At 65.8% G+C, this 24,537-nt stretch carries 16 protein-coding genes; 15 read left to right on the top strand and 1 reads right to left on the bottom strand.

Going from position 1 to position 24,537, the window contains the following annotated elements:
* Positions 1 to 191: C4-dicarboxylate ABC transporter substrate-binding protein (locus JSV65_19295; protein ID UCH36852.1), on the bottom strand; the 191-nt coding region annotated here is incomplete at its 3' end.
* Between JSV65_19295 and ilvC the strand changes: the two genes are divergently transcribed.
* The 15 genes from ilvC to JSV65_19220 all read left to right on the top strand — a co-directional run.
* A complete protein-coding gene (gene ilvC / locus JSV65_19290; protein ID UCH34635.1) occupies positions 155 to 1,024 on the top strand; it encodes a ketol-acid reductoisomerase in 870 nt (289 codons plus the stop codon). The two genes, JSV65_19295 and ilvC, sit on opposite strands and share 37 nt — an antisense overlap.
* A 106-nt stretch (positions 1,025 to 1,130) precedes the next feature.
* Positions 1,131 to 2,693 (top strand): 2-isopropylmalate synthase, encoded by a 1,563-nt coding sequence (locus JSV65_19285; protein ID UCH34634.1) that lies wholly within the window; start codon positions 1,131 to 1,133, stop codon positions 2,691 to 2,693.
* Between the two features lie 34 nt (positions 2,694 to 2,727).
* On the top strand, positions 2,728 to 3,558 hold the full coding sequence (locus JSV65_19280; protein ID UCH34633.1) for an ABC transporter permease: 831 nt from the start codon (positions 2,728 to 2,730) through the stop codon (positions 3,556 to 3,558).
* Between the two features lie 165 nt (positions 3,559 to 3,723).
* Positions 3,724 to 4,416, top strand: coding sequence for an ABC transporter ATP-binding protein (locus tag JSV65_19275; protein ID UCH36851.1), 693 nt, complete (start codon positions 3,724 to 3,726; stop codon positions 4,414 to 4,416).
* Between the two features lie 49 nt (positions 4,417 to 4,465).
* Positions 4,466 to 7,105, top strand: coding sequence for a polysaccharide pyruvyl transferase family protein (locus JSV65_19270; protein ID UCH34632.1), 2,640 nt, complete (start codon positions 4,466 to 4,468; stop codon positions 7,103 to 7,105).
* A 477-nt stretch (positions 7,106 to 7,582) separates the two neighbouring features.
* Entirely contained in the window at positions 7,583 to 9,517 is a 1,935-nt protein-coding gene (locus tag JSV65_19265) for a sulfatase (GenBank protein UCH34631.1), read from the top strand.
* Positions 9,518 to 9,647: 130 nt separating this feature from the next.
* Entirely contained in the window at positions 9,648 to 11,630 is a 1,983-nt protein-coding gene (locus JSV65_19260) for a sulfatase (protein UCH34630.1), read from the top strand.
* 455 nt (positions 11,631 to 12,085) lie between these two features.
* A complete protein-coding gene (locus JSV65_19255) occupies positions 12,086 to 13,105 on the top strand; it encodes an SPASM domain-containing protein (protein UCH34629.1) in 1,020 nt (339 codons plus the stop codon).
* A 145-nt stretch (positions 13,106 to 13,250) separates the two neighbouring features.
* Positions 13,251 to 15,881 (top strand): glycosyltransferase, encoded by a 2,631-nt coding sequence (locus JSV65_19250; protein UCH34628.1) that lies wholly within the window; start codon positions 13,251 to 13,253, stop codon positions 15,879 to 15,881.
* A 212-nt stretch (positions 15,882 to 16,093) separates the two neighbouring features.
* A complete protein-coding gene (locus JSV65_19245) occupies positions 16,094 to 17,512 on the top strand; it encodes a class I SAM-dependent methyltransferase (GenBank protein UCH34627.1) in 1,419 nt (472 codons plus the stop codon).
* A 158-nt stretch (positions 17,513 to 17,670) separates the two neighbouring features.
* Complete coding sequence (locus tag JSV65_19240; GenBank protein ID UCH34626.1) at positions 17,671 to 19,848, top strand: sulfatase; 2,178 nt, start codon at positions 17,671 to 17,673, stop codon at positions 19,846 to 19,848.
* Between the two features lie 348 nt (positions 19,849 to 20,196).
* Complete coding sequence (locus JSV65_19235) at positions 20,197 to 22,191, top strand: glycosyltransferase (GenBank protein UCH34625.1); 1,995 nt, start codon at positions 20,197 to 20,199, stop codon at positions 22,189 to 22,191.
* Entirely contained in the window at positions 22,192 to 22,647 is a 456-nt protein-coding gene (locus JSV65_19230; protein ID UCH34624.1) for a dTDP-4-dehydrorhamnose 3,5-epimerase family protein, read from the top strand. It abuts the gene before it with no gap.
* Positions 22,648 to 22,715: 68 nt separating this feature from the next.
* Complete coding sequence (locus JSV65_19225; GenBank protein ID UCH34623.1) at positions 22,716 to 23,705, top strand: glycosyltransferase family 2 protein; 990 nt, start codon at positions 22,716 to 22,718, stop codon at positions 23,703 to 23,705.
* A partial coding sequence (locus JSV65_19220; protein ID UCH34622.1) for a glycosyltransferase family 4 protein occupies positions 23,692 to 24,537 on the top strand: 846 nt, incomplete at its 3' end. The genes JSV65_19225 and JSV65_19220, both read left to right, overlap by 14 nt.

Genomic DNA, 24,537 nt, shown 5'->3' with positions numbered 1-24,537 from the left:
TTTATGTCAACAATTCGAACCTTGATTCTCCCCGATGTCGCCTCCTTGATGTTTCCATTGGGATGGCCCACGGTATAAAAGAAGGCGTCGATCCTGCCATCCTGCAAAAGCCCCGGCGCCTCCGCGGCTTTGACGCCTTCGGCATCAAGGTCTTTTGTATAGTCCAAACCCGCTGCATTTAAGGCATCTATGGAGTTCTGGCGCTGGCCTGAACCGGGGTTGCCTGACGCCCGACGCGGCGGCCAAGGGCGACGTCATCCAGATTCTGACCGAGGATCACGTCCAGGCTGCGGTCTATCGCACGCAGATCGCGCCGCACGTCGCGGAGGGCAACGCGCTGGTGTTCTCGCATGGGTTCAACATCCACTATCACCAGATCATCCCACCGAAGACGGTTGACGTGTTTATGGTCGCGCCGAAGGGTCCGGGCAGTCTCGTCCGCGCGCTGTACGAGCAGGGCCGGGGCGTGCCGGGGCTGGTGGCGGTGCATCAGGATCATACCGGCAAGGCGAAGGACATCGCGCTTGCCTACGCCAAAGGCATCGGCTGCACCCGCGCCGGCGTGCTCGAGACGACCTTCAAGGAAGAGACGGAGACCGACCTCTTCGGCGAGCAAACAGTGCTCTGCGGCGGGGTGACGGAACTGATCAAGGCTGGCTTTGACATTCTGGTCGAGGCGGGCTATCAGCCGGAGAGCGCTTACCTCGAGGTGTGCCACGAGCTGAAGCTCATCGTGGATATCATCCACGCGCAGGGCATTCAGGGCATGCGCAAGCGCGTCAGCGATACGGCGGAGTACGGCGACATGACGCGCGGGACGCGCGTGATTGATGAACGCGTGCGCGACAGCATGCGCAAGATCCTGGCCGAGGTGCAGAGCGGCGAGTTCGCGCGGGAGTGGATTCTGGAGAATCAGGCCGGCCGCCCGGTGTTCAAGGCGCTGGAGGCGCAGCAGGAAGAGCATCTGATCGAGAAGGTCGGAGGCGAACTGCGACAGATGATGCCGTGGCTAACCCAGAAGTAGCCGCGAGCACGACGGGCGCGTGACCGCCTGATGGCAACGAGGCGCGCGCCGTTGTTCGGGTGCCGCTGCCTACAGGGCGTGAGCCCGGGCAGATGAGGTAGCAGTCATGCCAAGAGCAAGAGCGAGAAGGATTGCGATATTCGACACGACGCTGCGCGACGGCGAGCAGTCGCCTGGCGCGAGCCTCAACGTCCAGCAGAAGCTCGAAATCGCCAGGCAACTCGAACGTTTGCGCGTGGACGTTATCGAGGCGGGTTTCCCCGCCTCTTCGCCAGGTGACTTCGATGCCGTGAAGACGATCTCGGAGAGTCTGAAGGAAACCGTCGTCTGCGGCCTGACACGCGCCAGGCAGGATGATATTGACGTCGCGCATCGCGCGCTGCGCAAGGCGGCCCACCCGCGCATCCACACCGGCCTCGGCGTCTCGGATATCCATCTCCAGTACAAGCTCAAGCGTACGCGCGAGCAGGCGCTGGAAATGGGCGTCGGGGCGGTGCGCCACGCACGGAAGCGCGTGCCGGAAGTCGAGTATTTCCTCGAGGACGCGGGCAGAGCTGACCCGGAGTATCTGTACCGGGTGGTCGAGCAAGTGATTAAAGCCGGAGCGACGGTGATCAACGTTCCGGACACCACGGGCTACACGTACCCCGAGGAATTCGGCGCGCTGATCGGAGGCATCCGCGACAACGTACCCAACATTGACAAAGCGGTGATCTCGGTGCACTGCCACAACGACCTCGGCATGGCGACCGCCAACGCGCTCGCCGGCGTGCACAACGGGGCGGGACAGGTGGAGTGCACAATCAACGGCATCGGCGAGCGCGCCGGCAACACCGCGCTGGAAGAGGTCGTCATGGCGCTGGCGACTCGTCGCAAGCTGTTCAACGTGACGACCCGCATTCGGACGAAGGAGATCTACAAGGCGAGCCGGCTCGTCTCCGACCTCACGGGTATCCCCGTGCAGCCCAACAAGGCGATCGTCGGGACCAACGCCTTCGCCCACTCCTCGGGTATTCACCAGGACGGCGTGCTCAAAGAGCGCACGACGTACGAGATCATTGACCCGCGTTCGGTGGGCGTGCCGGAATCACGGATCGTCCTCACCGCGCGGTCCGGCCGCCACGGCCTGCGCCACCGCCTGTCTCAGCTCGGCTACGAGGTGAGCGGGGATCAGTTCGACGAGGTCTATCGGCGCTTCCTCGAGGTCGCGGATAAGAAGAAGGAGGTGTACGAGGAGGACTTGGAGTCGCTCGTTGCCGACGAGCTGTACAAGGTGCCCGAGATCTATCACCTCGACTACCTCCACGTCGTCGGCGGCAGCGGCACGGTGCCCTCGGCGACGGTGCGGCTGATACGCGACGACGAGGCGCTGACCGCTGCCGAGCTGGGAGTCGGCCCGGTGGATGCGGTGTACAAGGCGATAGACTCGCTGGTCAAGGAGCAGCATCGGCTGGTGGACTTCTCCGTGAAATCCGTGACCAGCGGTACCGATGCGCTCGGAGAGGTGTACGTGCGTGTGGCCGACAGCAAGGATCGCATGTTCAGCGGGCGCGGATCGAGCACCGATATCATAGATGCGAGCGCGAAAGCCTACGTGCAGGCGCTGAACCGGCTCGCCGGACGTCAGATGGAGTCGGCTGGCGCCAAGGAAATCGAGGAGCGGGTGTAATGCGCCGGGCTGCGACCGCGCCCGGCTCCCGATCGTGATGCAGCAACTGCGTGAGCTATTTGAATACAGCGACGTGCTCGTCAACCTGGTCAAGCGCGAGCTCAAGGTGCGCTACAAGAACTCGATCCTCGGGTTCTTCTGGTCGCTGCTTAACCCGCTGCTCCAGATCCTGGTGCTCGTCACGGTGTTCAAGTACCTCACTGATATGGCCGCAGAATCGCCGAACTACTCGATCATGCTCGTGACGACCGTACTTCCCTGGTATTTCTTCGCACAGGTGCTGCCGGAGGGCGCGGCGTGCGTCGCGGAAGAGATAGCCCTGGTCAAGAAGGCGTATTTCCCGCGGCTCATACTGCCTGCCGCAACGCTCACCGCAGGGGTGATTCATTTCCTACTCAGCCTCATCGTCCTCGTCGGCATGTTTGTCGTCGTTCGCGTGACCGTGGCATGGGATTACGTGCCGCTCTTCTTCCTATGCTTCCTGGTGCAGACCTCTTTCATGCTCGGGCTGATCCTGCTGACGTCGTCGCTCAGCGTGTTCTATAACGACGTGCGGTACATACTGGCGTCCGTGATGATGATGTGGTTCTTCATGAGCCCGGTGCTGTACTTTGCCGGCGACGTCATGACGTCGCAGCGCATCGGGCCCCTCGTCAAAAAGCTGTACATGATGAATCCACTCGCCCCGGTGATGGTGGGCTACCGAAGCATCGTGCCCAGCATCGATCCGGTGACTGTGCCGACGGAGGCGGTGCCGGGCTACTACGCGTTCCTCGCGATTGCAGCGGCGGTCGCAGTAGTGACGCTGGTGATCGGCGCAGTTGTATTCAACCGCTATCAATGGACCTTCGCGGAGCACGGCTAGCGGGACTCGTCGCGCCCGCCGCGCCGATGCAGGACTTGTCGGCGGCGCGTTTCCGCAGAACGTGGACGGAGATCGGACAGCGCGGTGGCTAACGCGATAGAAGTAGCGGGGCTGTGGAAGGCGTTTCAGGTCCCTCACGAGCGCGTCGTCAACATCAAGCAGGCGATGCTGAACTTCATACGCGGCCGCAGCGGCGCTGAGACGTTCTGGGCGCTCCAAGATGTGAACTTTGCCGTGGAGCGCGGCGAGGCGCTCGGCATCATCGGCCGCAACGGGTCCGGCAAGAGCACGCTGCTGTCGTGTCTCACGGGCATTTACCGACCCACGCGAGGAACCGTGGGCACACACGGCCGGGTCGCCGCTCTGCTCGAGCTCGGCACGGGCTTCCACGTCGAGTTGAGCGGACGCGACAACATCTTCCTCAACGCATCCATGTACGGCATGCGCAACCGCGAGATCGCGCGCCGCCTGCCCGATATCATTGACTACGCTGAGCTTGGCGATTTCATTGACGCGCCGATGAAGACCTACTCGACGGGCATGTACTCCCGCCTCGCCTTCGCCGTGGCGGTGCACCTCGACCCCGACATCCTTTTGCTCGACGAAATCCTCTCCGTCGGCGACCAATCGTTCCAGCGCAAATGCGTGCAGAAGATGCAGGAGTTCCTGCACGCGGGGAAGACGATTGTTCTCGTCTCGCATGCGCTGGGCCAGATAGTGTCCATGTGCCGGCGCGCCATCTGGCTCGACGGCGGCAAGGTCGTGCTCGACGGCGGTTCCGTCGAGGTAGTGGCGGCGTACGAGGGCCAGATGGGGGAGATCCCGGAAATCGCGTGGCGCGGGCAGCCTTCATCGTGAGCGATCACCACCACGAGTCGGCACTCCAAGCCCTCCATCGTCGCGAGGCATGACCCAAGTGACGCGCGTGCTCATTTGCGGAGCAGCAGGCTACGGCAACCTCGGCGACGACGCCATTCTCGAAGGGATGCTCGTCCAGCTCCGCCGCGTCATCGAGGCGGAATTCATGGTTGTCGGCGGCGGGGGGCTGTCGCAATCGGCCGCGCGGCTTGGCTTCGAGCCCCTGCGCCACGACGATCAGAGAGCGTGGCTGGCAGCGATCGAGCGTGCCGATCTCGTCCTCATCGGCGGCGGGGGGCTGCTGTACGACTCGACCTTTGTGCCTCGCCTCGAAAACCTCCTCGCACCGCGGAGCGACTGGCTCTACCAGTCGGCGAAGATCGTCGCGGCGGCGCGCACGGCCGGCAGACCCGTCGCGCTGTACGGCATCGGCGTCGGCCCGCTGCTGACCGACGCCGGGAGGCAAGCGGCGCGTTTCACCGCTGACTGTGCGGAATGGACAACCACGCGCGATGAACACTCCACCGAGTTGCTGGGCGACCTCGGTGTCCCGCGCGCCCGGGTTCGCACGGCGTGCGATCCCGCGATGTTTCTCCCTTCTTCTCCGAGCACCGTCGGCGCGGAATGCCTCGACCGCTGCGGCCTCGCCGGAAAGCCGCGCCCGTGGATCGGGTTCAATGCGCGTCCGTGGTACACATTCCCCCGCTCCGAGGCCGCCGAGGACCGACGACGACAATTACTCGACGCCTTGGCTCAGACCGCTAGCGCGATTGCGCGCCGCACCGGGGGCACGCTGATTCTCATTCCGTTGCAGACCATCGGGGAGGATGATCGCGCAGTCCTGCCGGACATCGCACAGGGCCTCGACAACCGGGAGCGCGCGGTGTTGTTCGAGCCCAGTCCCGAGCCTGCCGTCACTCAGGCAGCCATAAGCGAGCTGGACCTCCTCGTCGGCATGCGGCTGCACTCGCTGATCTTCGCGGCGAACGCGGGCACCCCATTCATCGCGCTGTCATACGACCCCAAGGTAGATGCATTCGTCGCGGCGATGAAAGCGGAGCGGCGCTGCTTCGCCATTGACGAGCTGGCGCCCGAGCCAATCGCCGCGGCGGCCGAGGAGGTTCTCGCCGCGCACCCTTCGATTGCGGCGGATCTTGCCGTGGCGGCGGAGACAGTGCGAGCCAGAGGCCACGTGTCCGCCGAGTTGGCCGCGGCGACGCTGTGGCGGCTTTCCACAATCGCCGAGCCGACGGTTCGCGTTGCGTCTCGGCCGGGCGCGGTGCCGTCCGCCGCGGACTCCGGCGTCACGCCGCGTGTGCTAATGCAGATTCGACCGGATTGGGAGAGTAATCCAGGCGGCGACGGAGTGCAATTGCGGGGCACGGGTGTTGCTCTTGAAGACCTGGGGGTCAGCGTGGCTGTGACCACCGAGGCTACCCCGCGGCTGGACGATATTGACATCGTGCATACGTTCAACACGACGCGTCCGCAGGAGGCGATGGAGCACTGCGTGAACGCGCGCCGCCAGGGCAAACCAGTTGTGCTTTCCACCGTCTATTGGGATGTCCGTGAATACGTCACCGAGGCGTTGAAAGGCATCGCGCCCGATGCCCAGTCCGCCGCGGCGGACGTTGCGGCGCTCGCGTCGAGCGAGGCGCAGGCGGGCCTGGTGATGGAGCTGGCGGACGTCCTGATGCCAAACTCGGAAGCGGAGCGCGACCTGCTTCACCGGAATTTCGGCGTGCCTCCAGAGAAATGCGTGGTCGTGCCCAACGCGGTTGATGCGCGCTTCTTGGACGCTTCTCCGGATACATTTGTGCGCGAGCACGGGCTCCAGGATTTCGTTTTGTGCGTCGGGCGCATCGAGCTGCGCAAGAATCAGCACGCGCTACTTGCCGCGCTAAAGGATACGGACCTGCCGGTCGTGCTTATCGGGCCGGCGCTCGACGACGAGTACCTGGCGATCTGCCGCTCCGAGGCGACCGAGCGCGCAACGTTCATCCCACAGGTCGCTCACGATCAACTCCCGGCCGCCTACGCGGCGGCGCGAGTGCACGTTCTGCCGAGCTGGTACGACACGCCAGGGCTGGTCAGCCTGGAGGCGGCGGCGGCCGGGTGCAGTATCGTCTCCACCGACCGCGGGTGCGCGCGCGAGTACTTCGGCGACATGGCATGCTACTGCACCCCCGACGACATTGACTCGATACGTCGAGCGACACTTGAGGCCTGGAACGCACCTAGGACCGACCGGTTGAAGGAGCACGTCCGCCGCAACTTCACCTGGCCAATCGCCGCACAGCGCACACTCAGCGCCTACGAGATGGCACTCGCGACGCGGGCTCAGACGGCCGTCGAGGACGAGGTCCCCCGTCAGGCCGCCCAAATCCAGGCCTATCTTCAGTACGTGCGCGCGCTCCAAGAGGCGATGGCGGTCCAGCGAGTTGAGCTCGAACGACACATTGCAGATACGACGGCGGGTTATCGCTCGCTGGAGCAATATGCGCGGTCACTCGAGGATGTTCGTCGCGCGAACGAAGCGGAGCTTCGCGCTAAGGAAGCGGAGCTTCGCGACCTGGCTGTGATAATCGAGCGGCGCGACCGAGAAATCGAAGCGATTACGTCGCGCCGCTTGTATCGGTGGAGCGAACGACTGGCACTCGCGCTGCGCTGGTTGCTGCGGCGCCGGTAGCACGTCTCGGCTGACGAGCGGCTGCTCGGTCCGAGACGGAGCCGCCAGAGACACCGCCATTCCTCGACGGTCGGGTCGTGGCTGCTGCCCCGACCGATAGTACAGGGCGATCCCGACGACTGGCGCTTGCGCGCCAGCGCAGCCACGCTCGAGCCGGGACCTGGGACCCAGCGGCCGGTCAATCGAGGCTGATGGTCGTCGCGCCGGGCACCAGCCAGTCGGAGGTGCGCGGCTAGGAACGGTGACTCGAGTCAACACACGTACCCTCTGCCCTGCGCGCGTCGCACTCGAGGCTTTTCGGCGCGAGCATGAGCAGGGGCGCGGTCGCCCCGTCCGGTGAAGGCGCTCCGCGGGATGGGCCGCAGCGCGAGGCAGGCCGGCCTCGGAGGAATTCAACGCAGGGCAACTGCGGGCGTCGGGGCACCAACCACGCATGTGGGATAGGGATCACGGACGCCCGCGGGCATCTCGCAGCTTATGAAGCGATGGTACCAGGCATGCCCCATTATCGGCGTCACCACGCTGGCCCTGGCCGGAGTGGTGGCACCGCCGGCTCTCATCGCGCGCGGGCGTGGCGACTGGCCCCCGCCGAGGCCGGTAGTCACTTTCACGGCTGCTGACCTCTCGCGACCCGCACGCGAGGCCAAGGTCAGGACGCGTGACGGCCGCGTGCACCCGCTCTCGGTCATCCTCGCCGTGCGCCGCGAGCAGCTCGACCGTGCGGCCATCGCGGGTGTCCTGGAGAACACGGTATATGCGCCCACCCCGGCAGTGCTCCAGCGCAGGGCCACGCTCCCTGAAGGCGGGACGCTGACGTTTGACTACGGCCTCCTGCACGAAGCGTGGCGCAAGCCCGGAGGCGCCGTCCGATTCGCGGCAACAGTGACGACCCCAGCGGGTCGCCGGCTGGCACGCTGGAGCGACACCGTTGAGGTCGGCAGTGTGCGCGAGCGCCGGTGGCGCACGGCTCGCATTAACCTCTCCGCGCATGCCGGCGAGCGCGTCGTCATGCGGCTCATGACGCGAGTCGCAGGCGGTGGCCTGCGCCGCAGCGCGGGCTCATTTGCGGTGTGGGGCAACCCTGCCCTGGTCGGCGACGACGGAGCCGCCGAAAAACCAAATGTGGTTCTGATTGTCATAGACGCGCTGCGGGCCGACCATTTGGGGTGCTATGGTTACGCACGCCCCACCAGCCCCAACCTGGACGGTCTGGCCTCGCGCGGGCTGCGGTTCGCGGCGGCCTACTCGCAGGCGCCCTGGACTATGCCGTCGGTCGCCTCCATTTTGACCTCACGTTATCCCGGCGAGATCCGCGATCAGCAGCGACTCGGCCTCGATCCGGCAGTGCCCACTTTTGCCGAGGCCCTTGACGAGCACGGGTATACATGCGCCGCAATCACGGCCAATCCCGTTGCCACCTGGAATGTGGGATTCGCCCGCGGGTTTGACTCCTTCGACGTCTACGCGAACCGCTTCTTCGTGTGGCGCTCAGCCGAGATGGTGACGGAGCGCGCTCAGGCATGGCTGCGACGGCCTGCACGGCGGCCGTTTCTGCTCTACCTCCATTACATGGACCCCCACGACCCATACGCCGCCCCGGAAACGTTCCGGCGGAGGTTTGCGCACACCAACTACACGCCGCAGCACCGAGCCATCGCGGCGGGGCACGCAAAGGAAATCGAGGAGGGTGTGCTCGGCGATGCTGGTTGTGAGCTATCGCGAGATGATGTAGAATACTTGCGTGCCCTCTACGACGCGGAGATTGCCTATGTTGACGCATTGGTAGGGCGGCTCCTCGGCGAACTTGAGCAGGCGGAGTTGACGGATAACACGGCGATCATCGTCACCGCCGACCACGGCGAGGAGTTCTGCGACCACGAATGGATCCGGCACGGACGATCCCTCTATCGCGAACTTCTACACGTTCCTCTGATCGTGGTTCCGCCGGGCGCGCTGACCCACACGACGGTGGTCGAGGAGCCGGTCGCCCTGACCGACATCGGTGGGACGGTGCTCGATATCGCCGGTGTCTCGCCTGTCTTCGGGCGTGGTCGGTCGCTGCTCCGCGTCGGCGATCGGGGAGGTCGTACGCAGCCTGTGTTCTCCCAATTGGGATCGTGGATGATTGGGCCGCCCAAGCGCGGCCAGCGCCCCGGACAGAGCCTGATTACTGGCAATTGGCATCTCATTGCGTGGGATGGCGGCGCTGCGGAACTCTACGACATGGCGCGCGACCCGGGGGAGCGGCGGAACCTTGCCGGAGTTGAGCCGGATCGCGCAGCGCAACTGCGGGGGCAACTCGCCGACGTGTCGCAAGAGATGGCTCCCCGTGGGCCGCTGCCCCAGCGCGCCGGCCGCAAAGTTGACGAGGAAACGATGCGCAGATTGAAGGCGCTGGGATATGTGGACTGAGCTTCGCAGCCCAGCCGCGGCCATCGAGCGACCATCCGGGCGCAACGACGGCTGGACGGCCGCACGGCCCCCGCGGGCCCGCGTTTGAAGCTCTCCTGATGGGCATAACGATTACGAGAAGTTGATCGCTATGAAGCCTGGCAAGCTAAAGATGGCAGTGGCGGCGCTGGCGGTCCTGTCGGCCGCAGGTATCGTTCTGTGGACGGCCGCCGCATACAGCAGGACCGCGTATGCCACGGAGCCGCTGTCCCTCTTACCCTACAAAGGCGACGTCGAGGCGGCGTACCACCTTGGCGGGCATCTGGGAAACTTGGCGGACGTCGCCTCCGCCGAGTTCATGGATCCGGACGACCACGGCGACCCGCCAGTGCTGCTGCGAGAAGGAACGCCACTATGGGCTGCTCCCGCCAGTCGGGTGAGCCGCGGCGCCATTCTGGAACTGGTTGTTGCGCTTCGGGACGTCTCGACGGCGGCCGAGGACGCGCTGCTGCGCGTGAGTGCCTGGCGTGTAACGGATAAGCGTCCGCAAGAACTCCTCGTGTCCGATATCAGGCTGCACGACGAGGAACTGCGGCGCAAGCGCCGTCGCGCGCTGAGCCTCCGCATACCGAAGGAAGCCGCGGGCAAGATCCTGCTGCGCTTCGCGCTCATGGACGCTGGCAATGAGCCGGACGCGCAGAGCGGCACGGTGGCCATTGGCGGGCTGAAGATGCTCAACCCGCAGCCTGCAGCACAGAGTGAGACGAAACGCCCTGCCGCCAGGCGACGACGGCCTCCCAATGTTCTGATCTACGTGATTGACGCGCTGCGCCCCGACCATCTCGGGTGTTACGGATACGGCAGGCCGACCTCGCCGTCCATTGACGAGCTCGCGTCGGCCGGCGTGGTTTTCGAGCGCGCCTACAGCACCTCGACCTGGACCCGGCCCGCGGCCGCTTCACTTCTGACCGGCCTGTGGCCGAGCGGCCACCGTACCGTTACGCGGCCCGATGTCTTGTCCGAGACTGCCGTGACGATGGCCGAGTTGCTTCGCGCTCGCGGCTACGCTACGGGGTACGTCACAACAAACGGGAACACCGGCGCCGAATTCGGCTTCGGACAGGGGTGGGATCACTATCTAGTTATGCTCGCCCGGGAACTGCCCGGCGGCGAGGTCGAAGTGGTGCGCAGCGCGGAGGCAACGAGCAGGGCGGTCGAGATCCTGGACGAGATGATCGACACCGGCAAGCCGTGGCTTCTGTTGGCGTGGACCGTTGATCCGCACCTCCCATACACTCCGCTGCCCCGCGACCGTGCTCTATTCGAGGCAGCAAGTCCGCCGGGCGAGCTGAATGGAAACCTGAAATCGGCACGTCTAGCGAATGGAGGCCGGCTGCCGGTAACGCCACAAGACGTGGACTATATGATTCGGCTGTACGACGCTCACGTCAGGGAAAACGACCGCTCCTTCGGCGAATTGCTGGAGCACCTGCGCAAGCGCGAGTTGTTCGACGATACGCTCATCATTGTGCTCTCCGACCACGGCGAGCAATTGTGGGAACACAGGCAGTTCGGCCACGCGCATACGCTATTCGAGGAGGAGCTGCGGATTCCGTTGATCGTCAAGTTCGCGCGGGCTGGAGGGGGAGGCACGACGGTCGCGACGCCGGTGAGCATCGTCGACGTGCTGCCCACTGTTCTGGCTGCAATCGGAGCCCCTGCGCCCCCGATCTGCGCGGGTGAGAATCTGGCAAGTATCATGGCAGGCGACGACGAGAGAGCGAATAGCCGCGAGATCGTCTGCGAACTCATCGTCGAACGAGGAAAGGCACCTGACGCCGCCGCCATAATCGGAGAGGGACGGTGGAAACTGGAAGCGACGTTTCGGCCCCCCGGACAGCCACGCGCGGATCAAGCGGCACAGATTCGCCTGTACGACCTCGCCGAGGGCGAACGCCGAAACGTCGCGCCCATGCGTCCGCTGCTCGCGAACTACTACCAGTTGCGTCTCGCCCAGATTCTCAATCGTCAGTTGGCCATTGCGACTCGGCGCGGCGCAGCGCCGCCCCAGGAGGGGCCGAAGCTCAAACAAGAGACGCGCGACAATCTACGCGCGTTGGGTTACGTTGACTAGCCATTGCCCGGTCGCAGGCGCTGTCGGCAGTGCCGACAGCCGGGCGACGGCGCGCCGGAACGCGCACGCCGCGGAGCGGGGAGCGGCTTCGGGCGCTCGGCTATGTCGAATGAAGCTGTTGGCAGTGTGGAACGCCGTTTGCGCCATAGGGTCGAGGAATTGCCTGGGACGTACGCGCTGGCTCGTCCAGTCGTTCCGCGGCATTGTTCGGAGGTCGGTTCGCGCGCCTCTCGTGGGAGATTCGTGAAGTGGATAGTCCGGGGAACGAACCAGTAGTCAGCGAATCGCGCAGAGAATTCTACGCCTCGCTTCACCGGGTGTTGATGGGGCGGTCGTTCAGGTGGGTGAGTGCTGCGCCGGCTGGATGGCGTAACCAACTCACGTCTGAAGTGCGCGCGCGCAACTGGGAACTCTACCTGGACGACGAGCGGCGAGCCGCCGTGCGTATGCGCGCGATGCCCGTCAGAATACACCTGCAGACGACGCAGAAGTGCAACTTCCGCTGCATCATGTGCACTCGGCAGAAGCCGACGTGGCGGCGGCCACGCGCGCTCCCATGCATGGATGAGGACCTGCTCCGCAAGGTCGCACACGAGGGTTTTCCGTATGCGGATTCCGTGGATCTCACGGTGTCCGGGGAGCCCCTGCTGGCGACCAATCTCGCGGAATCACTGCGTCTCGTGCGACTGCATAACGTGGCGCTGAATATCACCACCAATGGCAGCCTCCTCGGGCGACCCGGCATGCTCGAACAGGTGGCACCCTCGCTCGGCCTGCTCACGGTATCGCTAGACGCCGCGTCTGCGGAGACGCTTGGCGCGATACGACCCGGCGCGCGATTCGACGAGATCACGACTGCGCTGTGCCGGTATGCCGAGATGCGCAGGAAGGGGGAGACAGGGGGGCGATTGGAAATCGCGGCGGTGCTGATGCGGCGCAATGTCACGGAGCTCCCCGACATGGTGCGCCTGGCACGCAGTTTGAGCGCGGACGCGTTTGTCGGAGCGCATATGGTCGTCGTGTCGGACGAAATCAGATCCGAGTCTCTGCTCGGCTACCCCGGGCTGTACAACCGGTATCGCGCGGAGGCACTTCGCGTGGCGGCGTCGTTGGGGCAGATTGCCGTCCTGCCGCCGCCCCTGGATGTTTCACCGTCCCAGCGGAACCTGAACAAAGATGTTGAGAAGGACGTTGAAGCGGGGCCGGTGCCGGGGCCGATCCGGTGTCCGTTCGCTCACCGCAGTCTGTATATCCAGACTGAAGGAAGCGCGATGCCGTGCTGCAACGAGGATCCGGATCTGCCGATCATGGGCAATCTCCGTCGGCAGACCATACGCGAGATTTGGAACAGTCCTCAGTACTTGGAGCTGCGCCGGGGGCTGCGCAGCGGACACTTGACCAGCTACTGCCGGCGGTGTTACATTATTGCTGATCAGATCCGTCTGGCCGGGCTCGGCCTGGTCAAAGCAAGCTGAGCGGGCTGAGTGGACGCCCCGGTGCGGGCACTGATTCTGCCGAAGGCCACCGGTGCTATCCGCCGCGGCACGAGGTCCGCGTCTATTCCAGAACGGCGCGGCGCAGGTCGCGACGCGGCTTCGCGAACCACCGCGGAGAAGCGCGATGCGCCTGCCGCTCACGCGGATCTCGCGAACCGTTGCCGATATGCCTGAAACGCCACATAAGAATGCGGCAATCTGCACCATAGCATCGAAGAACTACCTGGCGCACGTCCGCACGCTGGCGGAATCGTTCCGGCGCTTCCACCCCGAAGTGCAGGTATATCTTCTCCTGGTTGACCGGCTCGACGGGTATTTCGACCCGCAGAACGAGCCGTTCACCACCGTCTTGCTTCAGGATCTCTCGATTCGCAATTCCCCGGGGTTCCGCTTTCAGTACACGATCCTCGAACTCAACACGGCGGCCAAGCCGTTCTTCCTGGAGCACCTGTTCGAGCACTGCGGGCATGATAAGCTGCTCTACTTTGACCCCGACATCAAGTTCTACGCGCCGGTCACGCCTCTCTTCGAGGCGCTGGATTCGTGCTCGGTTACCCTGATACCGCATCTGACGGCGCCGCTGCTCGATCAGGCGAAGCCCAACGAGCGCGATATCCTGCGCGCGGGTGCGTACAACCTCGGCTTCATCGGCCTCGCGCGCGCGCCGGTCACCATTCCTCTCCTGCGCTGGTGGCAGGACAAGCTGTACCGCGAGTGCCTCGTTGACTTCGACGCCGGGCTGTTCACCGACCAGCGCTGGATGGATCTCGTGCCCGGCATGTTTGAGGGGGTGCGGGTGATTCGCGATCCCGGCTACGACGTGGCCTATTGGAACCTCCAACACCAGCGCATTGAGCGCCGCGACGGCGAATACGCCGTCAACGGCGAGCCGCTGCGCTTCTTCCACTTCAGCGGCTTCAACCCGGCCAACCGAGACGCGATATCGAAGCACCAGGACCGCTATCGCCTGCACGACGTGCCGTGCCTCCCCGAGCTGTTCGACGACTACGAGAGCGATCTCAAGCGGCACGGCTACGAGGACGTCAAACAATGGCCTTACGCCTTTGCGACGTTCGATGATGGCTGTACTATCCCGAAGATCGCACGCGACCTCTACCGGGAGATGCGCGACGATGCGGAACGGTTCGGCGACCCGTTCCGCACCGACGCGGACAGCTTCTACGCCTGGCTCAACGAGCCGGCGGAGGGCGCTGGGAGAGGGGAACCGGTCATCACCAATCTGGCGCTCGCGCTGTGGCGCCGCCGGATCGATCTCCAGCAGGCCTATCCGTATCCGCCGGGCAAGGATCGCGAGGGGCTGGCGGTGTGGCTCGCAGCGGCGGGCGCGCAGGAGTATGAACTGGATGCGCGATTCGTGGCCGCGCTGCATCTGCCCGGCGTGCTGAGCGGGGAGGCGGCGGGGCGCCAGGCGGCTGAGTTGGCTCGGCTGTCGGCGGACACCCGGCGCGGCCGCATCACGGCAGCGGTGGCGCACCTCGGCTTCGGGCGCATGGCTCGGCGTCTACTCGGAGCTCGACTGGCGAATACCGTCCGCGACTGGGTGCGCTGGGGCCGCCGCGCGCGCACACCGGACATAGCTCCAGCGGAACTGGGGCTCGCACGGCAGCGAGACCGGCCCATCGAAGGGCCGATGGGCGGCAACGTCGTCGGCTACATTTCGTCCGAGAGCGGGGTCGGCGAATCCGCGCGTTCGGTGATCCGCAGTCTGCGCGCGGCGGAGGTGCCCGTGGCCGGCACCCTGGTGGACATCTACTGCGGGCATCGCAAGCGCGACGAGTCGTGCGCCGACGTTCCGGAGGGCAATCCTTATCCCTTCAACCTGCTGTGCATGAACGCGGACGAAACCCCCCAGATATTCTCCAAGCTCGGGGCGGATTTTTTCCGCGACAAATTTAACATCGGCTATTGGTTTTGGGAACTCGAGCACTTCCCGGAGGAGTGGTACGACCGGTTCGAGTATCTTGACGAGGTGTGGGTAGCTTCGTCCTTCTGCCAGGACGCGGTGTCTCGCGTGTCACCCATTCCCGTCGTCAGAATCCCTCTCGCCATAGAGGGCGTCGGACCGGCCGCGTCGCTGCCCCGGGACGTGCTCGACATCCCGCCGGATCGGTTCCTGTTTTTCTTCATGTTCGATTACTACAGCTACCCCGAGAGGAAGAATCCGCTGGCCGTGCTGCGCGCCTTCCAGCAGGCGTTCTCGGCCGAGGCAGACGTCCATCTCTTGCTCAAGGGGACCGATAGCACGGCCGACCCGGCCTACCATGCACGGCTCGTTGCGGAGGCGCGGCCCGAGCAGGTCACCATCATTGACCGCTATCTCGATCGCGACGTCATCAACGGCCTCATGCAGCGCTGCGACTGCTATGTCTCGCTGCACCGATCAGAAGGCTTCGGCATAACTCCCGCCCAGGCGATGCACCTCGGCAAGCCGGTCGTCGCCACTGCTTACTCCGGGAATGTGGACTTCATGCGCCCGGACAATAGCTATCTCGTGCGTTACCGATTGGCCGAGATTGACAAGGACCACGGCCCCTACAAGAAAGGCTGGCTGTGGGCGGAGCCGGATGTAGACCATGCCGCTCACCTCATGGCACGAGTGTTTGAGGACCGCGAGGAGGCAGCGCAGATCGCGGCCCGAGGCAAGGAAGAGATTCGCAGTCATTACTGCCAGGCGGCCGTCGGCGCGCGCATCAAAGAGCGCCTGGAACGCTTGCTGACGGATCATCGCACATGACCGGCGCGCGCGGCGCACTCGCCATGCCGGACCGAGCTACCACATCGGCCGAGGCACGCGCTGGACATCCACTCTGAGGCCGGTTTCGCATGCGCGACTGGTTGTTTGAGATACTGCGTTCGCCGTGTTGTCGCGAGGCGATGAGGACCGAACGGGCCGGGAACGGCGCGGCACAGTCCCTGGTCTGCGGCCGGTGCGACTTGCAGTACCCGATGACACAGGACGTCCCTGCCCTCATCCACGTTGACCACACCTGGCTCCAGCAGTTGTCCGAACTGGCGGCGCATCACCTGCACGCCGCAGTCTCCACCGGCGTCGAGCAGGACGATCTCAGCTCCGGAGCGCGCCGGGAGGCCGACGAGCAATGGATTGATGGATTGGCGCGCGCGGTGGGCCGGGTGCTCGAGGAACTCGATTTCTCGCATTCGCCCCTGGTGTGTGATGTCGGGGCCGGCGGGTGCCTCACCTCGGCGTTGCTTGCCGAGCGCGGTGCCCGGGTCGTGGCCACGGATATGCAGCGGGGATTCCTGTGCAATCCGCTAGACATAGAGACCGGGCGCCCTCTCGACGCGCTTCCCGATGACAAACGAGAATTGGCCCGGCAACGCCTCAATCGCCCTCCCTACCGGTGCGACAAGGTGCAGGCGGCGGCCGAGCGCCTGCCATTCGCGGACCGATCGTTCGACATCGTGTTCTGCCGGGCGACCCTCCATCACCTGCGCGACCTGCGCCAGGCCGTCAACGAGATGTCGCGCATCCTCCGCGTCGGGGGCATGTTCGTCGCATGCGGCGAGCCGTTCCGCAGCCTGCTTGACTCAGAAGGCGCCTACCAGCAGAAGCAGTTCGATTTCCTGGTTGGCGTCAACGAGCACTTCCCGACACTGCCGACATATCTGACGGCTCTCCGCGGCGCGGGGCTTGGACACATCCGGGTGCAAAGCCTGCACGTGATGCGCAGCGCGCGCCTCGCCGGTTTCGCCGAATGGATGGCGCCTGGTTCGCCGAGCGAGTTCGAGCACACGGAATTCCCACCTTCCCGAACGCTGCCGTTGTGGCTGCGCGCCGGCGGCGTCAACCTGGTCGCAACCAAGCACCGCCACGTCGCCTCGCCGCGCGCGCCCGCGGGCCCGCGACTCCTCGATCCGTGCACTCTCGATGGTGATCGAGAGCACCTTCCGGAGATTCGACGTGCGCTACGCCGACTGAAGCGCGGCCACCGGTTGCCTTCCCTCATCCACACCGGCCCTGCGAGGGTTCCCGCCCTCTCGGGCGGCTGGCACCGACCTGCAGGCATCGCCCCCGGCCCGAAGCGGGCGCGGTTCACTCTTCCCGCTGCCGTCTGCACGCTGCGCGCGCCGCCGGGCGCAGCCCACCTTCTGATTGAGGGCCGCGGGTTCGCGCACCTCACTGGCCAACCGACGCAAGGACAGGTGCTCGTAAACGACGTGCCGGTCGGCGACTTCTCCCTCGAAGACGGGCAGTGGACGTGGCTGCACTTTGCGGTCGCGCCCGCCGAGGTCATCCTCGATGTGGAGATTCGAACCGAGAGGGCATTCGTGCCGGACCGCTACCTCAACAACGGCGACCGGCGGTCGTTGGGTATCGCCGTAAGCTGTATTGCCGTGGAATAGCATCACCGCCTCGCGGCGCTGCATCGCGGGACCCGACTCCGCGGACAACGCGCGCGACGAGCGCAGAACGTCGGACGGTGAGCATCGTCCCGGACATACGGGCGGCACGAGATTGACGGGCAGACAGTGCGCAGACCCAACGCGGTGGGATACGGGAAGTGACGAAGCCTGAGGCAGGCTACGGCGAAACGGCGGGGCTCAGCTCGCAGCATTCGGCCCAAGCGCGCCACTGCTGGGCCGACCTGCGTCGCGGGGCGGCGCAGGGAGCTGCGGCTGGCTCAGCGATGGGCGTCGGCGCGGTGCTCGGGCTCCTGGCCGGAGCGGGCTTGCCGATGCTCGCGGGATGGCGCACCGCAGCCCTGATGGCGGCGGGCACAGGCCTTCTATGGGCTGCGTTCGGGTGGGCGACCGGCCTCGCGCTGGGGGCCCTTCGCCGCGACGCGCGGCTTAGGCGCGATGCCAGACCGCGGGACTACGGGCTCCTGGTGGCGGTGGTGTTGGTCGCGGCCGCAGCCGGCTGGTGGGCTTTCACCTCCGTGCAGTCGAACAGACCATTCAGCCCAGTCACGGCGGGTTGGGTAGTCGCGCCGATTGCCATGATGGGGGCCTTCACTGGGTTAGTGGGGCGACTGCCCGTCTCGGGTGCGGCGCGTCGGGCCGCGGTTTCCGCCGTCGGTTTGGGTGCCGCGCTGGCCCTACTGTGGAGACTTCACCCCGCACCGGCGGGATTTGCGGCGTTGTTCGGAGTGCTCACCGTCGTTCCGCCGCTGAGCATTGCCGGGGGCACCGCAGCTGCGCGTGTGAAGCCCGGTCGCGGGTCCAGCATGACCTCGGCTTTGATTCTCGCCGCCGGCCTCGGGCCGATCGTCGGCGCGACTCTCGCGTGGCATACCGCGGCAGCGTCTCGACCGCCTGTGATTGTCATCTCAATTGATGCATGGCGCGTTGACCATGCGGGGCCGTATTCGGGCACCGATCTCACGCCCAATGCGGACCGGCTGGCGCGCGATGGAGTAGTATTCGAGCATGCCTACGCCCCGGCGCCGTGGACCTTCAGTTCGCTGTCCGCGATGCAGACCTCGCAGTATCCCTCGGCATGCGGAATCGGCCGGCGGCTCGAAGGGCCGGCACCGAATCCCAGACATATGCGCCTCGCGCCCAACGAGACCACGATCGCCGAGACGATGAGAGACGCAGGGTACAGCACGGCGTTTGTCGGAGCGAACCCGTGGCTCGCTCGTGTCTTCGGTGTCACGCAGGGCTTCACGTACAGCTACGAGACGGGGGAAGGGGCGAGGACGGAGCGCCCCTCGGCGCCATGGCGCTTTGACCCGGCAACGGCGCTAGGGAGCAGGCTCTGGCGGGTCTGGCGCGGCCACGGCTACCCGCCCCTTCGGGGCCGCACCAGAGGCGTCGGTGGATGGGCAGCGGCCTCGGCCGTCGTCACCGATGAGGCCATGCGGGTGCTGGATGAGAACACAGGGCCGGCGTTCCTGTGGGTTCATTACCTGGACCCACATGCCCCGTACCTGCCGCACAGGCACTGGCCGTCCGAACCCCCGGATTGGCGCTCGCGGACGGTGGGGATGCCGCCGCAACCGGTCACAAGACCGCGCACCTGGGTCAACATCGGCAGGCATGGACTGCCCGTGACCCCGGCGGACAAGGACCTCATCAAGCGCCTGTACGAGGGCGAGGTGGCTCAAGCGGACGCGTACGTCGGCCGGCTCTTGCAGCGCCTGCGCGATGTCGGGCTTTACGATAGGGCGCTCATAGTCCTAACTGCCGATCACGGCGAAGAGCACTGGGATCACGGCGGCTACCTTCACGGACACGCGCTGCACGAGGAGGTTCTTGGCGTGCCGCTGATCGTGAAGTTGCCGCGCGGGAGCAGAGCCGGCCTGCGCGTGAAGGCGCCGGTCTCTCTGCTCGACGTGGCGCCGACCATCGCCGACGCTATCGGCGTGACATGGAACGGCGGGCCCGCGAGCAGGTCGCTGCTTGACATGCTCGATGCGCGCGGCGCGGAACGCATGGATCGGCCGCTCTACGCCGAGGGGCTGATGACGGGCAAGGAGCAGCGAAGCCTGATCCTCTGGCCCCACAAGGCGATCTGGATACCCGAAGATGACCACTGGGAGTTGTACGACCTAGCGCGCGATCCCACGGAACGTACCGATCTGGCCGCGGTCAAGGACGCGCATTTTCCGCGACTCCGAGAGCGGCTCGTATCGTGGGCGCGCACGGCGGAATCTGCGGCTGCCGTAACGCGGCCCGGAGCGAAACTCGACAGAGCGACGAGGGAGCGACTGCGCGCCTTGGGCTATGTCAAATAACGCGGGATTCGCGGATCGCGGCGCGCATCTCATGGGCGCCGGGCGCGCACGCAATTGAGCCGCTGGATGGGATGGATCCAGCGCCGCCGCGATCTCCTGCGTTTGACATGAGGTGGCCCGTGCGATAATATGACAGCCTAATCGTCTATGCGGGCCCCGCACGGTCAGCGGTCCGAGACGCAGGCGCTCGCGAATCGGGCTGAGTTGCGGTTTCCGGGGCCGGCGTTTTTCGGCGCCTTTCGTCAACTCCCACAGGCGCTCGAGGGACGAGCTGCCGAGCGTCCCTTCCGGCGGCTCAGCGGGGCTCAGGCAGAAGTCCAGTATTCGCCGGAGCGAAGAGGGTAGGAGATGTCTCGGCTGTTTGTGCTCGGACTGTCGCCGCTGCCGTTTGAGAACCAGCCGGTCGTCAGCTCTCTCAACCGCCGTACCTGGCACGCGGTGCGCGCGCTCCAGGAAGACGGCCACGACATCCTGCTCGTCTGCGTCCGCGTCCACGCGTCGTACCGCGACGCTGATTCCCTACCCCGCGTCGTCGAAGCACAGATCCGCGATAATCTCCTGTACCGGCACGTTGACGACCGCGTATTCTACGTAGGCAAAGAACTCGACGCGTGGTGCGACCAGTTCCAGCCCGACGCCGTCGTGGGGGTCAACCATCTTGCCGCCTACCGCGCGAGTCTGCTGCACACCCCGGCGCCGTTCTGGGCCGACCTCAACGGCTACCAGGTCGGAGAGGTGCAAGCGACCAACGACGTATACGGTGAGGACTGGCACGCTACCGCTTGGGAGCGGGAGCGCACCATCCTCGAACGCGCTGATGTACTCTCGACGTCCTCGCGGCGTCAGCGCCACGCCGTCATCGGCGAGTTGGGCGCGGTCGGCAGGCTCAACCGCCTCACGGCCGGGCACGAACTCGTGTGGCCCGTGCCGAATGCGATCGAGCCCGAGCCCTACCAACACACGCGCACCGTTCTGCGCGGCGTCCTCGTTGAGCCCGATGACTTCGTCGTGCTCTTCTCCGGCGGCTACAACACTTGGACCGATGTGGACACGCTGTTCGGGGGTCTCACGCGGGCCATGAGGCGCAACCGCCGCGTCAAGTTCGTGTCCACCGGCGGCGCCATCAAGGGTCACGACGAGCGCACGTTCGCGCACTTCCGCGACTTGATCGAGGCCAGTCCGTTCGCCGACCGTTTCCTGTTCGCGGGCTGGGTCGACACGGCCGAGGTCCCAAATTACTACCTCGAAAGCGACGTCGGACTCAACGTTGACAAGTTCAATTATGAGACTATTCTCGGCGCGCGGTACCGCCTCACCGATATGTGCAAGGCGGGCCTGCCGGTGATCACCAGCTCGGGCACGGAGATCAGCGGCGACGTCAGCCGCGCCGGGCTCGGCTTGACTTTCCGCATCGGTGATGCCGACGGCCTGGCGGAGGCGATTCTTGGTCTGGCGTCGGACCCCCAGCGGCTCGAGCAGATGGGCGCCCGCGCGGCGCGCTACGCGCTCGACACCTGGGTGTACACGAGGGTGCTGCAGCCGCTGCGAACATGGGCGCGCGCGCCGGCTCATGCGCCCGATTTCGCGGGCGCGGTGCCCACGCCGTCACCCGGCGCGGAGGTGATGTTTGCGCCGCGCTCGCGCCTCGCGCGGTTGGCGTGGAGGATCGAGAGCGAGGGCTATGCGCGCGCCGGCAAGCGAGCCGCGCGGGCACTGCTCCGGCGCGCCGCGACGTTGTCCGCAGGCGCGGCGCGCGGCATCGTGGGCGTGTTAGCAAGGGCATTTCTCGAACGTCGCCCGGTGCCGATGGAACAGATGGCTGCAGCAAGGTATAATCGCGTGGTCGTCATCCCGACCGCCGACGTCGGCCAGACGGCGCGCTCGCTGGTGGCTTGCCGCGACGCGCTCCCCGACGCCGATATCGCAATGCTCCGCACGGAGGGGGAGGCCTTGGCGCACGGCGGGACGCTGGGGGCGCGCGTGATCGGCGCACCGAGCGATGCGGCCGGTATCCGCGGATTCCTCGCGCTAGCACGTCGCTTGCGCAGCGAGCACCCCGACGCGGCTGTCGTGGTAGGTCTGGCCGGCCGACGCGCGGAAGTACTCGCATGGTTGACGTGCGCGCACGTGTATCTGCTCGGCGACGACGCAAACCTGTATGTGAGCGCGGTCGCTCCGTGGAAGCCGCTGGAACGAGGCGCGCGGCGTTTATCGCGGCTGCTGGGCCAGTTGACGTACGCGTCGCTGATGGGCCTCGTGATTATCGGTCTGTGGGGCGCCGACGCAGTTGCAGCTATTGTGCGGATCGCGCGCCTCGGGGGCGGGCGCACAACGGAGGTTTGAATGATCGAGGGCGTTCGGGTCAAGAAACTCGCGCCGCATGTGGACGATCGCGGCTACGTCATGGAGATTCTCCGCGACGACGACGAGCTATTCATTAAATTCGGCCAGGTCTATGTTTCCACGTGTCATCCGGGCGTGGTCAAGGCGTGGCACGCCCACGAGCGGCAGACCGACAACTTCTGCGTCGTCAAGGGCCACGCGAAGATCGGTCTCTACGATGGGCGCAAGGATTCGCCCACCTACGGGCAGACGGAGACCTACATCCTCGGGGAGATGAACCCGATTCTGCTTCAGATTCCGCCCCTGGTGTGGCACGGGCAGATGGCGGTAGGCAATGAGACGTCCTATCTGCTCAACATACCGACGGAGCATTACGATCGCGAGCACCCGGACGAGCTGCGCGCCGACTCGTCAGACGAGCGCTTCGGCTACGAGTGGCAGGTTAAGAGCCGCTAGGCGTCGCATCGTGGACACCAATGAGCGCAGCGATACGTGTGGTGAGCCTGAATCCGTAGAGAGGGGGCATGGAATTGGCCCCGGGGGGTGATGCCGCACCGACCGCGGTGACGGTCGTGCTGCCGAACTACAACGGCCGCGCGCTGCTTCGTCGCTTCCTGCCCTCCGTCGTGCGCGCCGCCGGCGCGATCACGCCTCCGGCTCATGTCATCGTGGTGGACGACGCCAGCACCGACGCGAGCGTCGAACTGCTGCGCGACGAATGGCCCCAGATCGAGGTCATCCTCAATGAGCGCAACGTCGGCTTTGCCGCGGCGGCCAATCGCGGGGTGAGCGCAGCCGGATCCCCGCTCGTGCTGCTGCTCAACACCGATACTCGCCCGGCGATGAACGCGCTCGGCCCGCTCGTGCAGTGCATGGAAGAGCACCCCGACGCCGCCGCGGTCGTGCCCAAGATCATCCAGACCCGGACCGGCGGCACCTGCGAGAGCGTCGTCTTCGGCACCTTCCGCCGAGGCCTGTTCCGCCTGCAGCGACACCCCGAACTATGCGAGTCGGACCGCGTGCTGCCGGTACTCTATCCGTGCGGCGCGGCGGTGATGCTGCGGCGGGACGTCTTTCTCCGGCTCGGTGGCTTCGACCGGCTCTTCGCGCCGTTCTACTGGGAAGACACTGACCTCGGATATCGCATGTGGCGATCGGGGTATCAAGTGTTGTATGAGCCGCGCGGTCGCGTGCTTCACTATCACCCCGGCGTCATCAAGACCAGCCACAGCCCCGAGCGCGCCGACTTCATGCAGGATCGAAACCGCTTCCTCTTCACGTGGAAGAACCTGGACCGGCCGTTGTTGATGTGGCACTTCGCCCTGCTGCCGGCGCACGTGGTGGTCAGCTCACTCACGGGGCGCAGGCGGTTCGTCGCGGCGTTATGCTCCGCGCTGCGCGCGCTGCCGGCGTCGCTGCTCAGGCGCCGATCGCGAGGCCCCGGCGCGCTCTCCAGTCGCGGCATCTTCGAACGCGCGCGTGCGACAGGTGTTCTCGACCGTGCCCAGCGGTAGCATTCGAATCGGGATAGACGCACGAACACTCGGCGCCGCCAGGATCACCGGCGTTGAGCGCTACGTGCGCAGCCTGATCACCCATTTGGCCGCCATAGCGGAGTTGCCGGAGTGCCTGCTCTACGTTGATTCCCCTGAGATCGCAACGACGCCCCCGATTGCGCTCGGGACTTCGATGCGCATGCGCCTCGTCTCGCCCGGCCGAGCGTGGCTGCGTCTGCGTTTGCCGCTCGCGCTGCGCGCCGACCGCGTCGCGGTCATGCACTTCCCGGCGACTGTGCTGCCGCGGCTCTTGCCATGCCCGAGCGTCGTGACGGTTCACGACCTCGCGTTCGAGTTCCATCCTGAGTGTTATGACCCCGCCGACCTGCGCATGCAACTCCAGGGCGCACGCCGCTCGATCAAACGCGCCACGAGCGTTCTCGCGGTGTCCCAGTCCACCGCGGACGATGTCATACGACTCTATAGGCGCGACCGGGAGAACATCACGGTCACGCGCGAGGGCGTGGACGAACGTTTTCTTGCCCCGGGCCCCACCGACCCGCCGCCGGGCTGGCCGGACAGCTATGTGCTCTACGTCGGCAGCCTCGCCCCGCGCAAGAACCTCGCCTCGTTGCTTGAAGCCTACGCCGAGGCGCGGGCACAGGGCATCCCGGAGACGCTCGTGCTGGCCGGCGCGGGGCCGCCCGACTACGTGGCTGCGCTGCGCAGCGAGGCTGTGGCGTTGGGCATTATCGAGGATGTGATCTTCTCCGGCTACCTTGCGGACGATCTTCTTCCCGCTGCGTACGCGAACGCGCGCGCTTTCGTTTACCTCTCGCTGTACGAGGGC

This window comes from Armatimonadota bacterium, assembly GCA_020354555.1.
Taxonomy (GTDB): domain Bacteria; phylum Armatimonadota; class Hebobacteria.
Note: the sequence above shows the minus strand (reverse complement) of the source record. Positions and strands in the feature narration are given on the sequence as shown.